The organism is Streptomyces sp. NPDC038135, assembly GCF_055601245.1.
Window position 1 is genome coordinate 125,582 of sequence record NZ_JBVJXS010000010.1, and the last position, 13,554, is coordinate 139,135.

Consider the following 13,554-nt stretch of genomic DNA (forward strand, 5'->3'; position numbering starts at 1 on the left):
CTAGTGGTGCGGCATCCTCGAAGGCATGACGACGGACACCCCGGCCCGGCTTCTCCAGCTGCTCTCCCTCCTCCAGACCCCGCGTGAGTGGCCCGGCGGCGAGCTCGCCGACCGGCTAGGGGTGTCCCGCCGTACCGTCCGGCGGGACATCGACCGGCTGCGGGAGCTGGGCTACCCGGTGCAGGCCACGATGGGCGCGGACGGCGGGTACCGGCTGGTCGCGGGCAAGGCGATGCCCCCGCTGGTGCTCGACGACGAGGAGGCGGTGGCGATCGCCGTCGGCCTGCGGGCCGGCGCCGGGCACGCGGTGGCGGGCGTGGACGAGGCATCCGTGCGGGCGCTGGCGAAGCTGGAGCAGGTGCTGCCGGCCCGGCTGCGCCACCGGGTCTCCACACTGCAGGCCGCGACGACCCCGCTGACCAGCGGGGACGGGGCGAGCATCGCACCGGAGACGCTGACCGTGATGGCGTCGACGGTGGCGGGCCGGGAGCGGCTGCGCTTCGCCTATCGCGACAAGGAGGGCGGTGAGACCCGGCGGCTGACCGAGCCGCACCGGCTCGTCTCGACCGGGCGCCGGTGGTACCTCGTCGCCTACGACCTCGACCGGGAGGACTGGCGCACGTTCCGGGTCGACCGGGTGCGGGAGCCGTTGGCCACCGGGATGCGGTTCGCGCCGCGGGAACTGCCGGAGGGCGGCGCGGCGGAGTACCTGCGCCGGTCCATCGGGCAGCGGCACGACCGGTACGAGTACGAGGTCCGGTTCGCCGCCCCCGTGGAGACGGTGTCGGCGCGGCTGCCGGAATGGCTCGGCGCACCGGAGGCGGACGGGGAGGGCGGGTGCGTGCTGCGCGGCGCGGGCGGGGACCAGCCGGAGTGGCTGGCTGTGCGCCTGGCCATGGTGGGCTGCGAGTTCACCGTACGGTCGCCGGCCGAACTGGCGGACTGCGCGCGGGAACTGGGCGACCGGCTGAGCCGCGCGGGCGGGACCGGGCACGGCGGGGTGAGCCGCGCGGGCGGTACTGCCAAGTGAGCCGCGCGCGGTACGGGCACGGCCGGGTGAGTCGCCTGGGCGGGACGACCGGCTGTGCCGCGCGGGCGCGTGGGAGCAACCGGCCGCCGACCGGGGCTAGTTCGCCTCCTCCCAGGTGAAGTGGGCCAGCGCGTCGAGGTTGTGCAGGGCCAGCGTGGCCGGGCCGCCGGCGCCCGTGGGCGGCTCGGTGGTGGCGGCCCAGGACTCGACGGCGACCCGGATCGCCGCCCCCGCGACCGCCGCAGCGAAGCGCAGACGGGGAGGGACGGGGGCGGCGGCGGGGGCCGCAGGGTCCGGGCTCGGGTCCGGGGGCGGGCTCGGGTCCAGGTCCGGGCCCGAGGTCGAGTCCGGGTGGGAAACGTTGTCGTGGGTGTCCTCGTAGACACCGGTACGGCTTGTCCCACCAGAGCTGCCGGCCTCCCCGGCGGTCGCCGCCCGCCCCGCGTACGTGGACAGCCGGTGGGCCAGGATCTCCGCGAGTGCACCCTCCTCCGCCTGGCAGACCTCGGCCCAGACCTTGCGCAGGGCGGGGCTGGCGTCGGCGAGCCGGATGAGGGTGCGCACCCACTCCCAGGCCGACGCCGAGACGCCGAAAGACGTCGGAGCTGTCGCTGACTGACCGGAGGGGCCGCCAGGCGTGCGCGGGATGCTCTGCTCTCACCAAAGCAGCCTGCCCTTGCTTACCTGCGGGAACGCGTTGCCGCCGGGGACACCGAGGTTCTGCGCATCCTGTGTGACGGGGAGACGGACGTCCACCGGCTGTTGGCTCCCAGAGCCGCCGCCGCGACCAGCGTGCGGGCCCTCGCAGGACACGGGCCGTATCGCCCGGACGAACCGGCCGCCGCACAGGCCTTGCGAGCCTCCGCCGCTATGGCACTCGCGCTGGTGGGCGACGCGGAGCACGCCCCGGGCCAGTTACGGACGGGGACGCTGTGGCTGCGGCACCGCGATAGGCGCGGCAAGTACCGCTGCCGTGCCCACCTCTTCCTACGACCACGGCGGCTACAGCAGCGACTGCGACGACTGGTGGGGTGGCAACTGCGACAACGGCGGCTCCGGCGGTGACCACGGCGGTTACGGCGGTGACCACGGTGGCGGCGGCTACGGCGGCCGCGGTGGTGGCGGTGGCGGCGGCCACTGAGTCAGCCGATCCCAACGCACACGCGGCACGGCGTGCGGCCCCCCCAAATGGGACCGCAGCCGCGGTGGTTCAGGGCCCCGCTCTGTCTGGGGCGACGGTGTACGGGATGGGAGGCACCCTACGCACACCGATTCGACGTCAGGCTCTCAGTTAAGGCGCGCTTTAAGGGCAGCCTCCGGCGTAGCGCACGCGGTCGGCGTAGCGACTTTGGCCGGGAGTTTCAATGGGCGAGTCAAACGCCGCGGTGTGCGACCAGTAGCCGAAGAAGTGAAGGGTTGGGTCTCTGACCTGCGGCCGTGTTATCGATCAACGCTGGGGCCTGCGACTTCGCTGTCGACGGTTGTCAGCGTTGGTGGTCGTTGGGCACCCCCGCACGGCCCACAGACGGGCCGGCCCACCTCACCCCAAGCGCGCCATCCACTCCGAGGCCACCGCTGCGGCGGCGTGCCACCATCGGCAGCGCCCCGATCCGACCAGCTTGCACAGGCTGATCAGCCCACCTCGCGGCGAGGCAAGAAGCGGCGCCGCATTCCGTCACCGATCTCACCTACGACGATCACCAGCACAGCACTCGCCGCGCACCCCACAAGGCTCGCTGACTGACCGAGCACCTTGCCCAAGAGCCAAAATACAGCGGTGATAGCCGCCCACCACATAGCCCACAAGCTGACCACAGACCACCAGCGCCGCCTCTTCACGGCATCACGATACGTCTTCCGGTGCCCCCATCCAGATGATCAGGGTTCAGAAACAGCTGCTACCTAGTGGCGACCGTCCGGAAGTGACCCACTGAGGTCGGCGGAGTCTTAATGACCGAGTCGAGCTGCTGGAGCGGCCGGTGTCCTGGCTGGTGAGCTGGTGGTGAAGGGGCGGTCGTCCCGCAGCAGGGCCCAGAGGACGTCGGCGCGGCGGCGGGCGAAGGCGATGACAGCGGGTACCTCTGCTCCTCGGGCAAGTCCCGCCAGGGCGAGCAGGTGCGGTACTTCCATGCGATGGCCTCCAGAGTTCGGCGGTGATCAGCCCACCGCCGACCGCCGACCGCGGACCGGATCGGCCGGCATCAGCGGCTCGATCCGGTCCCACATCGCATCAGTGATCACTAATCGGACGGACACATCCGATCAACTGACCAACCGATCAAAGAGACACGCTCTAGGGGTAGGCCTGCTCACGTGGGCTGCCACTGGGCATGGAACGAGGCAACCGTGCTGGGCGCGGCCCCATCAACGATTGGCTATGTCCAGCACACTCACAACTCCAGCCCTCGAGTGGTCGGCCGTTCGCGCCCCCAGGCGGCCAGCGGCTGGAGTGCGTCGTTGAGGCGCCTGCCGTCCTCGGTCAGCGAGTACTCGACACGGGGCGGCACCTCGTCATAGGAGACGCGGCGCACGACGCCGTCCGCCTCCAGCTCCCGTAGGTGAGAGGCCAGCACCTTCTCGGTGATGCCGGGAAGCAGCCGGCGCAGCTCGCCGAAGCGGCGGTAGGGGTGCTCGTGGAGCGCCCAGAGGATCAGCACCTTCCACTTGCCGCCGATCACCTCCATCGCGGTGTCGATCCCGCAGACGTGTCCGTCTGGTGCGCCCGGCCGGTTCAGCGTCGTCATGCCCCACCCTTCCGACGTGCTCGCTCATCCCGGGGTAACCACCCACTACCAAGTGCGTACTTGATCATCCCGGGGCCGGTGACCAGCCTAATCGGCATGACACACAACACTGGTGAGAAGACTTCCGTCACGCTGTTGGGCCTCGGCGCAATGGGCACCGTCCTGGCCCGAACCTGGCTCGCCGTCGGCCACCCGCTCACGGTCTGGAACCGCACCCCGGCCCGCGCCGCGGCACTCGCCACCGAAGGTGCACGGGTCGCGGACAGCGCCGCTGAGGCGGTCGCGGCGAACACCTTGATCATCGTTTGCCTGTTGGACGACGCCTCGGTCGAGGAGGTGCTGGCCGGCGCCGACCTGGCGGGCCGGGACCTGGTCAACCTGACCACCAGCACCCCAGCCCAGGCCCGCGCCCGCGCCGATTGGGCCCGCGAGCGCGGCGCCCGCTACCTGGACGGCGGGATCATGGCTGTCCCTCCGATGATCGGCGTCCCGGAAGCCGGCGGCTACGTCTTCTACAGCGGCTCGCGGGAGCTGTTCGAGCGGCACCAGGAAACCCTGGCCGTCCCGGCCGACACCACCTACGTCGGCGGGGACGCGGGCTTCGCGGCCCTGCACGACGTGGCCCTGCTAAGCGCCATGTACGGGATGTTCGCCGGGGCCGCGCACGCCTTCGCCCTGATCCGCAAGGAGGACATCGACCCCACGGCACTCGCCCCGCTGCTCGCCGACTGGCTCGTCGCGATGACCCCGGCAGTTCACCACACCGCCGACCAGCTGCGCAGCGGCGACTACACCAAGGGCGTCGTCTCCAACCTCGCCATGCAGGTGGCCGGCACGCCGACCTTCCTGAGCACCGCCGAGCAGCAAGGTGTCAGCCCGGAACTGCTCAGGCCCTACTTCGAGCTGATGCGTCGCCGCCTGGCCGAGGGCAGCGGCGAGGAGGACCTGACGGGCGTGATCGACCTGCTGGTGCACTGACCAGCCACTCGCCGCCACAGAGGCGATCGCGCTGGTTGAAGTCCTCACGCCCGACACAGTCCCCGCCGAGGGCGCTCAGGCTCCTGGCCGCCGTTCGTGGCGGCGCCCGCCGCGCCCCCAGTGCCGACGCATCGGCCAACGTTGCATCAGCGGCAGGCCTGGGGGAGAGGGAAGAGCGGGTGAGTGGCGCGATGGACGCCACCTGAGAAGGCGTCACCAGTGGATGCGGGGCACCGGCGAACGGCATGGTCGTACGTTCGGCATCACCGACGGGCATGCGAACTTCGACGCCGTCCTGGGCACGGACGGCCGAGAGCGTGTCATCGAGGCCAACGCAGTCTCGACAGGATCGGATCCGTCTTTCTATGGATCAACACCGACCGCACCTACAGGCCTCAGATGTGGAGCTCCTGCGGGAAGCCGGTCCAGCGGAGCTCGGCGGGGAGGTGGCCGGTGTCGTTGAAGAGGAGAATCGCCGGAGGGCGGCCGGGTGTGTAGCGGATGACGGTCAGTGCCGCGTTGGCATGGTTGATGCCCATCCAGCGCCACTTGGGCGCGTCGAGGGCGGCTCGGACGAGCCAAGCGACGAGGAAGTTGTGGGTGACGACGAGTTCGTGGCGCGGCTCGTCGCCGATGACAGGTCCGGTGAACTCCTCGAACGCGGCCGCCGCGAGCCGGGGTCCGTCCTCGCGCTCCTGGGCTGGGAACTGGTCCAGGAACCCGAGCATGGCGTCAGCTGTCTCGGGCGGCAGCTCCTCACGTGCCGGCAGGTACGGGATGTAGTCGCCAGCCGCTTCGGAGAGCTGCACGCGGACGCCGTCGAGCCGTTCGCCGACCAGCCGGGCGGTCTGTTCGGCACGGGCGAGTGGCCCGTGGTGGATCGCCGCCAGCGGAACCCCGCGCAGCCGCTCCCCCAGCAGGGCAGCCTGGCGGCGGCCCGCATCCGTCAGTTCACTCTCGTCCAGGGATGCCTCGCCGTGACGGGTGAGATAGAGGTAGCGGGCGGCCGTACCGGGCATGGATGCGTCCTTCAGCGAAGTCGATCTTGCGGACTCATGGAAGGACGCCGACCCACGCGGACCGGTTCCACAAAGGGGGGAGTCGGGCCTCAAGCTGGATCAGCGCGAAGGTCTTGACGACGTGTCTCAATCCGGACCTGGAAGCCGTCGGCGGCCCGTGAGTCTGCGTGCTCGCAGGTACCAGGGTAGACCTCGGCGGTCTGAGAGCCGATGCTTCAGGCCAGAGCCTGAACGGTGTAGAGGAGGCCGACCGTCGCGGCGAGCCCGCCCAGAAGGAGCCGCAGCGCGGTCTCGGGCAGGTGCGGTTGCAGATGGGCGCCGAGGTAGCCGCCGAGCAGGCCGCCCAGTCCGCAGGCAAGGCCCAGCAGCCAGTCCGGGGCGATCGGACCGGTGGTGGTCAGGGCCAGCAGCGCGTACGTGATGGTGCCGACGACGGAGGTGAGGAAGGTGGCAGCCAGCGCCGCCGGAGCCACCACGGTGACCGGTAGGCCGAGACCGACCAGGAGCGGCCCGAGTATGGACCCGCCCCCTATGCCGTAGACCCCGCCGACTACGCCAACTGCCAGGGCGAGCGTGGTGAGGGCCGGACCGGAAGAGGCGGGCCGGGTTGTGTCCGTGCGGGATGGCCGTATCGTGCGCAGGCACAGCCACAGGCCCAGAGGCAGCAGGAGTACGGCGACCAAGGCCCGGAAGACACCGGGACCGGGCACGACGAATACACGGATCACCGCGCCCGCGACCACGCCGGGCAGCGTCCCCAGGGCCAGTCGGCGGGTGAGTGGTCCGCCGAGACGGCCGCTCCTGGCGTGGCGGATCAGCGCGCCGGGGCCGGCCGTCACGTTGTAGAGAAGGTTGGTGGGCGTGACCGCCGGACTCGGCACGCCTAGCACACTCAGCTGCACGGGAAGCAGGAACACCGCCCCCGAGACCCCTACCGGCGCGGTGACCACCGCAATCAACAAACCGGCGGAAAAGCTGGCGCATCCCGTCAACCAGGTCACCGCTGGCCCCCCTCGGTAGTGACCCGAGATTCGATGCGGGCAGTGTTGGCCCTCGGCGTGCAGCCGAGCCGCATCAAACAGCCGTTTCCGGCGTCGGTGAGCGTGCGTGGCCGGTCGGTGCGTGAGGCATCGCAGAAGTACCCGAGGGCCCGACTGCTGCCCCGGTTGGCCCATTCGAAGAACAGCCGCCTTCGCCCGCTCTCGACCGAACGCAGGATCTCGACGTCTCCGCTGAAGCGCGCCTTGCCGGTGTTGTCGCGCGGTGCGAGGTCGAGGTCGGGGAACGAGCGGTTGGCGGCCGCCTCCGGTTCCACGGCGTAGTGGGTGTTGGCGGCCAGCAGTTCGTACGCCCCGATACCCGGGAAACGGTGGGCCTCGGCGAGCGGCTCGCGGGCATGAGCCTGGAGCCGGACCGGGCGCTCGGGACCAGGGCTCACTGGCCCGCCTGCTGAAGCGCCGAGGAAGCGGGGCGCCAGCCCAGCTCGGGGGCGATCAGGTGCCGGACGTCGTGCAGGATCTGTTCGTACTCCTCACGATGGAACTCGTACGGCAGCTCCAGGCGTAGCTCCGACACCTGTGCGAGGACGGGGTCGGTCGTCAGCTGTTCCAGGATCTGCTCCGCGGTGCCGACCACGTCCGGGGCGAACAGGAATCGCTTCGGGCCCATCGCCCCCAGGGTCTGCGGTTTCAGCGTGCGCTCGTGCCGACTGGCCGCGTAGTCCCGGTAGCGGGCCCGGGTGGCACCTTCCGCGCTGTCGAACGGCACGATCACCCGTCCCAGCGCCACCCGCGCCGCCGGGCGGTTGTCGTCCAGGCGGTGCCGGTACTCGCGGAGCAGGTTCAGCTGGGCCGTGGTGAAGTCGTCGGTGTCTTCGCCGGAGACGATGTTGCCGGACAGCAGGTTGAGACGGTTTTCAGCGGCCCATCGGACCGACCGCAGGCTGCCTCCGCCGTACCAGATCCGCTTCACAAGGCCGGGGTTGTGAGGCTGCAGGCGCGGGCGCTGGACGTTGCCGGGCGAACGGATGACCGTGTGCGGGTCGCCGAGATAGTCCCCGCGCAGGTTGTCGACGAGGCGGGCAATCCTGCCGTATGACAGGTCGAAGCTGCGCCAGTCGCCGTCGTACACGAGGTCGCCGAGCAGGTCGGCGTGCGGCATGCCGGTGCTGAAGCCGACCTGGAGGCGGCCGCGGGACAGCACATCGGCAAGCGCCAGGTCTTCGGCCAGACGGAACGGGCTTTCGTAGCCGATAGGGATGACCGCGGTGCCCAGCTCGATCCGCTCGGTGCGCTGGCCGGCCGCGGTGAGGAATACGGCAGCTGAGCCGACGCCGTGTTCGAGGTGGCGCTGGCGGATCCAGGCGCCGTCGAAGCCGAGCCGTTCACCGTACTCGAAGAGTCGGAGTGTCTCCTCCAGGCCGGTGTACGGGTCGTCGTCGGCGAAATTGCCCGGGGTGAGAAAGGCCAATGAGGTGATGGTGGGAGTGCTCATGCGACCGTGGTCCTCAGCTCGTGGTGGTCTCGGCGGCGAGGGTGGGGACGCGGCCGCCGGGAATGGCCGCGAGTAGTTCGTGGGTGTATGCGTGGCGGGGGCGGGTGAACAGTTCTTCCGGCGGACCCGTCTCGACGAGGCGGCCGGCCCGCATGACGGCGACCTGGTGCGCGATCTGCCGTACGACGGCCAGATCGTGGGAGATGAAGAGGTACGCCACTCCCGTACCGGCCTGCAACTCGGCCAGCAGATCTAGGACTTGGGCCTGCACGGACACGTCGAGCGCGGAGACTGGTTCGTCGCAGACCACCAGGTTGGGGGAGAGGGCGAGAGCACGAGCGATGGCCACGCGCTGCCGCTGTCCGCCGGACAGTTCCGCCGGACGGCGCTCCAGCGTCGCGGCCGGAAGTGCCACCCGGTCGAGCAGATCTCGGGCCAGGGCGAGCCGGGAGGCGCGGTCGCCGATCTTGAAGGCGCGCAGCGGTTCGGTGATCACCTCGCCGATGGAGAACCGGGGGTCGAGCGAGGCGTAGGGGTTCTGGTAGACAAGCTGGGCGCGGCGGCGAAGTTGCCTGGCTTGGGCGCCCTTGGCGGTGGTGACGTCGACGCCGTCGAAGAGGATCCGTCCGGACGTCGCGTCGGCGAGGCGGAGTATCAGGCGGGCGGTGGTTGACTTGCCCGACCCTGACTCTCCGACCAGAGCAAGGGTCTGGCCCCGGTGAAGGGTGAAGCTGACGTCGTCGACGGCGCGCAGGGTTCGGGGGCCGTTGCTGGTGCGGGGGAGCCTGTACTCCTTGACCAGGTTGCGTACCTCGACCAGGGGTGCCGTCTCGGGCTTGGGGACGGCGGGGCTTGGTGTGCGGGGCCGGGCGGTGGTCAGGCTGGGGGCGCTGGTCAGCAGATGCCTGGTGTAGTCGTCCCGCGGGTCGGCGAGGATGTCGCGGGTGGGGCCCGCCTCGACGACCTTGCCCTGGGACATCACTACCAGGCGCTGGGCCCGGTCGGCGGCGACCCCGAGGTCGTGGGTGACGAGCAGGATCGCCGTGCCGGACTCCTCGGTCAGGCGCTGGAGATGGTCGAGGATGACCTGCTGCACGGTGACGTCGAGCGCGCTGGTGGGCTCGTCGGCGATGATCAGCTCGGGTTTCGCGGCGATGGCGATGGCGATCAGGGCGCGTTGCCGCATGCCGCCGGACAGTTCGTGCGGGTACTGCCGGGCGCGGGTGGCCGCGTCGGGCAGTCCGGCCCGGTCCAGGACGGCGATCGCCTCTGCGGGGGCCGAGCGGCGGGTTGCGAGACCGTGGATGCGCAGCACTTCGGCGACCTGGTCGCCGATGCGCTTGACGGGGTTGAGGGAGACCGTCGGATCCTGGGGGACCAGTCCGATACGTGCCCCGCGTACGGTGCGCAGTTCCGCCTCCGACAGGGTGGCCAGGTCGTGTCGGCCGAAGCGGACGGTGCCCGCGTCGATGCTGCCGTTCGCCGACAGGAGCCGGGTGATCGCGTGCGCGGTCGTGCTTTTGCCGGAGCCGGACTCGCCGACCACCGCGGTCACCTGTCCCGGCCACACGTCGAGGTCGACGCCGCGGACGGCCTGGACTGTGCCGCCCCGGGTGCGGTACGACACCGACAGGTCGCGTATCTCCAGCAGTGGTGTGGTCACGTCCTCACCTTTCTCACGCTCGTCGGTCATCGCTGCCGGGACCATTCGCCGTCCAGCGCCCGGGCGATGCGGTTGGTGGCCAGTACGGTCGCGGCGATCACCAGCCCGGGCAGTGCGGTCAGCCACCAGGCGTTGGCGAGGTAGTTGCGGCCGTCGGAGATCAAGGTTCCCCATTCCGGAGCCGGCGGGGGAGCGCCGTAGCCGAGGAAGCTCAGGGCCGACACGGCCAGGATGGAGGAGCCGAAGTCGAGGGTGGCCAGGACGATCACCGGGCCTGCCGCGTTGGGCAGCACATGGCGGCCCAGTGCCGAGTACCAGCGTGCTCCGCTGGCGCGTGAGGCCTCGACGAAGACGGCCTGCCGCACCCGCAGCACCTCTGAGCGCGCCACCCGCGCGAACGCGGCGACGCTGGCGATGCCGACCGCGACTGCCACCTTCACCGTGCCGTAGCCGAGAGCCGTGACCAGGGCCAGGGACATGAACAGGGCGGGGATGGACAGGAGTACGTCGACGAAGCGCATGAGCAGGTCGTCCACCCAGCGGCCCACGAAGCCGGCGACCACCCCGAGTAGCCCGCCGACCACGAACGCGACCAGCACGGCGATCAGCGTTGCCTTCAGTGACAGCTGGGCGCCGTGGACGACCCGCGAGAACACGTCGCGGCCCAACTCGTCGGTGCCGAACCAGTGACTGCCACTCGGAGCACGGAAGTTCTGCGACGGCACACCCTTCAGCGGGTCCTGGGAGGTGAACAGATCCGGCCAGAACGAGGCCAGCACCACCAGCACGAGGAGGGTCACGGACAGGAGCAGCCCCGGGCGGCGTACCACGAAGCGCAGCAACCGTCGTACGTCCACGCGGCGCCCGGGATCAGGCTTCGGCCCCGCCTCGACCGGGCGGGCCGGTCCCAGTGCTGTTTCGGCGGGGTCGTCGACAAGGCTCTGGCTCATGTGAGTACCGCCCTTCTGCCCGAGGCCACCACGATCCGCGGGTCCAGGAGTGGATAGACCAGGTCGATGACCAGGTTCGTCGTCACGAAGATCAGCGCACCGAAGACCACCACCCCCTGGACCAGCGGGATGTCCTGGGCCGTGACCGCCGCCGCGGTGACCCGGCCGAGGCCGTCGCGGGAGAACACCGTTTCGACGACGACCGAACCGGCGATCAGCTGCCCCACCAGCAAGCCGACGACCGTCAGGGCCGGCAGGGACGCGTTGCGCAGCGCATGCCGCAGATGAACCCGCCACCGCCCGGCGCCCTTGGCCCGCGCGGTCTCCACATACGCCTGGTCGAGCGAGGTGAGCAGGCTTTTGGCGAGGACCTGCGCGACCTGCGCGCCCGTCGGCACCGCCAGCGTAAGCGCCGGCAATACCAGCCCCTTGAATCCGTCGTTGCCGAACGCCGGGAACCAGCGCAGCCGGAACGAGAACAACTCGACCAGCAGGAGCCCCACCCAGAACGTCGGGACGGACACCCCCAGCGGCGGCAGCGACAGCAGCAGCTGCCGCAGCCAGCGCTGGGCGGTGTAGGTCGCCAGCACCGCCAGACCGCCGCCGAGGAGCACCGCGAGCAAAAGGGCCGCGCCGGTCAGCTGCAGCGTCTGCGGCAGCGCATCGGCCAGCGTTGAGGTCACCGGCCGACCGGTGGACACCGAGTCGCCGAAGTCCCCGCGCACCGCCCGGCCGAGGTACTCGGCGTACTGCACCAGCACCGGCTTGTCGAAGCCGTACTCGTGCCGCAGGGCGGCGAGCTGCTTCGGGTCGACCTGCCCCGAGTCCATACCAGCGCTGGCCATCGCCGTGACCGGGTCGCCCGGCAGATAGTCCAGCACCAGGAACGAGACCGTGTAGGCCGCCCACAGCACCCCGACCGCCTGGGCCAGCCGCTTGATCACATAGCGGCGCATGCGCTAGCCGATCCAGGTGTCGTGCAGTTGGATCCGGCTGGAGGCGTCGAAGTTCAGGTCGTGCACCTTCTTCGCCACGCCCAACTGGGTCTGGAGCTCAACCACCGGCACGTAGTGGGCGTTCTGCACGATCAACCGCTGCGCCTGGGTGACCAGTTGCCTGCGCTTGGCCCCATCGACGGTTGCGGCCTGGTCGGACAGGGCGGTGTCAAGGGAACTGACGGGCAGGCGGTAGAAGTTGGCCAGCTTGGTGGAGAAGGAGCTGCGCAGGATGTCGGGGTCGGCACGGGTCACGTTGCCCCACACCGCGTCGTAGTCACCCGACTGGAGGGTCGGGGCGAACTGCGTGATCTGGAGCTGCTTGAGAACCACTTCGACGCCGACGGCCTTGAGCTGCTGCTGGATCAGCTCCAGCGCGGGCTGGTTGGTGGCCGCGTTGGGGAACCACTTGATGGTCAGGCTGAGCTTCTTGCCGTCCTTGGCGCGGATGCCGTCGCTGCCGGTCTTCCAGCCGGCCCCGTCCAGCGAGGACTTGGCCGCGGCGGCGTCGAAGGTCAGGCCGGAGGCGAAGTCGGTGTAGTCGGGCGTGGTGTGCGCGAGGACGCTGGTGGCCGGGCGGGTGCCGGTCGGAAACACGGTGTCGGCGATCTGCTGCCGGTCAACGGCGTACAGGATCGCCTGGCGCACCTTGGCGTCCTTGAGCAGCGGCCGTGAGTTGTTGAGGCCGAGACCGAACACGACGCCGGGGTTGGCCCGTCGCTGGAGGGTGACCTGGCCGCCCTTGAGGGCCGCCTCGTTGGCCTTGCCGACGCTGGAGACGGCGTCGACCTGGCCGGACTGCAGGCTGCCGGCCCGCACACCCGCCTCCGGCACCACCTTGAACACCAGCTTGTCCAGGTACGCCTCGCCCTTCCTGGACCACAGCGAGGAACCCCAGGCGTATCCGGTGCGCTTGGCGAGGGTGAGGGACTGGTTCTGCACGTACTGCTTCAGCACGAAGGGCCCGGACCCGATCACCCCCTCGCTGCACTTCCGCTGCGGGGTCTTCTTCACGCTCGCCGAGGACTCGATCCCCAGCGAGTGTGTCGAAGTGGCCTGAAGAAACTGGGCGTTGGGCTGGCTGAAGGTCACCTTCACGGTGAGCGGGTCGACCACGGTGGTGCTCTTGACGCCGCTCAGATAGCCCTCGGCGAGCGTCCCCAGGGCGCCGAGCTTCGGCACCGCGTCGAAGTTGTCCTTGACCACCTGCGCGGTCAGCTTCGAGCCGTCGCTGAAGGTGACGCCCGACCTCAGATGGAACGTGAACGTCGTGGCGTCGGAGCTGACATCCCAGCTCTTCGCCAGCCACGGCACGATCTTGCCGGTCTTGGGGTCCTGGTCCGTCAGGGAGTCCACGACCTGGCGCACCGAGTAGATGGTCTCGTTGCTGGCGACCTGCTGCGGATCCACGCAGCCGGCGTCCGAACCCACCGCGAAGGTCAGGGTGCCGCCGGACTTGGGCTGCCCGGCGCCGCTGCCGGAATCGCCGCCGCCGGAGCCGCAGGCGCTCAGCAGAACACTGGTGGTCACAAGGGCGGTCAGTGCCGCCCACCGGGAGGATCTGACATGGGAAAGTGCAGTCACGGAGGGCTTCTCCAACTCGTGTCACCAGGCACGGACGCCGTACGAGGCATGGCCGTGCGTGGGCATGCGGCCCCGGCCGGCGCGACGCCGGTGCCGAG

At 70.3% G+C, this 13,554-nt stretch carries 14 protein-coding genes and 1 pseudogene; 3 read left to right on the forward strand and 12 right to left on the reverse strand.

Going from position 1 to position 13,554, the window contains the following annotated elements; translation table 11 throughout:
• Positions 1–25: 25 nt before the first annotated feature.
• A complete protein-coding gene (locus tag ACZ7JA_RS27815; protein ID WP_351667157.1) occupies positions 26–1,030 on the forward strand; it encodes a helix-turn-helix transcriptional regulator in 1,005 nt (334 codons plus the stop codon).
• A 96-nt stretch (positions 1,031–1,126) separates the two neighbouring features.
• Here ACZ7JA_RS27815 and ACZ7JA_RS27820 read toward each other — a convergent pair whose 3' ends face one another.
• On the reverse strand, positions 1,127–1,594 hold the full coding sequence (locus ACZ7JA_RS27820; protein WP_470811036.1) for a hypothetical protein: 468 nt from the start codon (positions 1,592–1,594) through the stop codon (positions 1,127–1,129).
• A 409-nt stretch (positions 1,595–2,003) separates the two neighbouring features.
• Here ACZ7JA_RS27820 and ACZ7JA_RS27825 point away from each other — a divergent pair, with 409 nt between their 5' ends.
• Positions 2,004–2,171, forward strand: coding sequence for a hypothetical protein (locus ACZ7JA_RS27825; protein ID WP_470811038.1), 168 nt, complete (start codon positions 2,004–2,006; stop codon positions 2,169–2,171).
• Positions 2,172–2,977: 806 nt separating this feature from the next.
• Here the strand turns inward: ACZ7JA_RS27825 and ACZ7JA_RS27830 are convergent.
• From ACZ7JA_RS27830 to ACZ7JA_RS27840, 3 genes and pseudogenes are all read right to left on the reverse strand, one after another.
• Positions 2,978–3,160 carry a hypothetical protein gene (locus ACZ7JA_RS27830; RefSeq protein ID WP_450750544.1) on the reverse strand — a complete coding sequence of 61 codons (183 nt, stop codon included), beginning with the start codon at positions 3,158–3,160 and terminating at the stop codon, positions 2,978–2,980.
• Positions 3,115–3,286: pseudogene (locus ACZ7JA_RS27835) on the reverse strand (transposase); the annotation flags it as partial. The pseudogene ACZ7JA_RS27835 and the gene ACZ7JA_RS27830, both read right to left, overlap by 46 nt.
• A gap of 134 nt (positions 3,287–3,420) precedes the next feature.
• The gene (locus tag ACZ7JA_RS27840; protein ID WP_351667151.1) at positions 3,421–3,774 is read right to left on the reverse strand and encodes a winged helix-turn-helix transcriptional regulator; all 354 of its coding nucleotides are present in this window, start codon (positions 3,772–3,774) and stop codon (positions 3,421–3,423) included.
• 96 nt (positions 3,775–3,870) lie between these two features.
• Between ACZ7JA_RS27840 and ACZ7JA_RS27845 the strand changes: the two genes are divergently transcribed.
• Positions 3,871–4,752, forward strand: coding sequence for an NAD(P)-dependent oxidoreductase (locus ACZ7JA_RS27845; RefSeq protein WP_470811040.1), 882 nt, complete (start codon positions 3,871–3,873; stop codon positions 4,750–4,752).
• Between the two features lie 395 nt (positions 4,753–5,147).
• Here the strand turns inward: ACZ7JA_RS27845 and ACZ7JA_RS27850 are convergent, their stop codons facing one another.
• From ACZ7JA_RS27850 to ACZ7JA_RS27885, 8 genes are all read right to left on the reverse strand, one after another.
• Positions 5,148–5,771 (reverse strand): histidine phosphatase family protein, encoded by a 624-nt coding sequence (locus ACZ7JA_RS27850; protein ID WP_389451555.1) that lies wholly within the window; start codon positions 5,769–5,771, stop codon positions 5,148–5,150.
• A gap of 215 nt (positions 5,772–5,986) precedes the next feature.
• Positions 5,987–6,772 carry a TSUP family transporter gene (locus ACZ7JA_RS27855; RefSeq protein ID WP_470811042.1) on the reverse strand — a complete coding sequence of 262 codons (786 nt, stop codon included), beginning with the start codon at positions 6,770–6,772 and terminating at the stop codon, positions 5,987–5,989.
• Positions 6,769–7,209, reverse strand: a complete 441-nt coding sequence (locus ACZ7JA_RS27860; protein ID WP_470811044.1) for a hypothetical protein — start codon at positions 7,207–7,209, stop codon at positions 6,769–6,771. Before ACZ7JA_RS27860 ends, ACZ7JA_RS27855 begins: the two co-directional genes overlap by 4 nt.
• The gene (locus tag ACZ7JA_RS27865; RefSeq protein WP_470811046.1) at positions 7,206–8,264 is read right to left on the reverse strand and encodes an LLM class flavin-dependent oxidoreductase; all 1,059 of its coding nucleotides are present in this window, start codon (positions 8,262–8,264) and stop codon (positions 7,206–7,208) included. Before ACZ7JA_RS27865 ends, ACZ7JA_RS27860 begins: the two co-directional genes overlap by 4 nt.
• A 13-nt stretch (positions 8,265–8,277) precedes the next feature.
• Positions 8,278–9,972 (reverse strand): dipeptide ABC transporter ATP-binding protein, encoded by a 1,695-nt coding sequence (locus ACZ7JA_RS27870; RefSeq protein ID WP_470811048.1) that lies wholly within the window; start codon positions 9,970–9,972, stop codon positions 8,278–8,280.
• Positions 9,954–10,877: an ABC transporter permease gene (locus ACZ7JA_RS27875; RefSeq protein ID WP_351667137.1), complete on the reverse strand. Its 924-nt coding sequence runs from the start codon at positions 10,875–10,877 to the stop codon at positions 9,954–9,956. The genes ACZ7JA_RS27870 and ACZ7JA_RS27875 overlap by 19 nt, the downstream gene beginning before the upstream one ends.
• Complete coding sequence (locus tag ACZ7JA_RS27880) at positions 10,874–11,833, reverse strand: ABC transporter permease (protein WP_403677670.1); 960 nt, start codon at positions 11,831–11,833, stop codon at positions 10,874–10,876. Before ACZ7JA_RS27880 ends, ACZ7JA_RS27875 begins: the two co-directional genes overlap by 4 nt.
• Before the next feature lie 3 nt (positions 11,834–11,836).
• The gene (locus tag ACZ7JA_RS27885; protein ID WP_470811050.1) at positions 11,837–13,402 is read right to left on the reverse strand and encodes an ABC transporter substrate-binding protein; all 1,566 of its coding nucleotides are present in this window, start codon (positions 13,400–13,402) and stop codon (positions 11,837–11,839) included.
• Between the last annotated feature and the right edge of the window lie 152 nt (positions 13,403–13,554).

Coding starts and splice junctions, on each gene's coding strand:
- ACZ7JA_RS27815 (WP_351667157.1), top strand. CDS start 26: ATGACGACGGACACCCCGGCCCGGCTTCTCCAGCTGCTCTCCCTCCTC.
- ACZ7JA_RS27830 (WP_450750544.1), bottom strand. CDS start 3,160: ATGGAAGTACCGCACCTGCTCGCCCTGGCGGGACTTGCCCGAGGAGCA.
- ACZ7JA_RS27840 (WP_351667151.1), bottom strand. CDS start 3,774: ATGACGACGCTGAACCGGCCGGGCGCACCAGACGGACACGTCTGCGGG.
- ACZ7JA_RS27845 (WP_470811040.1), top strand. CDS start 3,871: ATGACACACAACACTGGTGAGAAGACTTCCGTCACGCTGTTGGGCCTC.
- ACZ7JA_RS27850 (WP_389451555.1), bottom strand. CDS start 5,771: ATGCCCGGTACGGCCGCCCGCTACCTCTATCTCACCCGTCACGGCGAG.
- ACZ7JA_RS27865 (WP_470811046.1), bottom strand. CDS start 8,264: ATGAGCACTCCCACCATCACCTCATTGGCCTTTCTCACCCCGGGCAAT.
- ACZ7JA_RS27870 (WP_470811048.1), bottom strand. CDS start 9,972: ATGGTCCCGGCAGCGATGACCGACGAGCGTGAGAAAGGTGAGGACGTG.
- ACZ7JA_RS27875 (WP_351667137.1), bottom strand. CDS start 10,877: ATGAGCCAGAGCCTTGTCGACGACCCCGCCGAAACAGCACTGGGACCG.
- ACZ7JA_RS27880 (WP_403677670.1), bottom strand. CDS start 11,833: ATGCGCCGCTATGTGATCAAGCGGCTGGCCCAGGCGGTCGGGGTGCTG.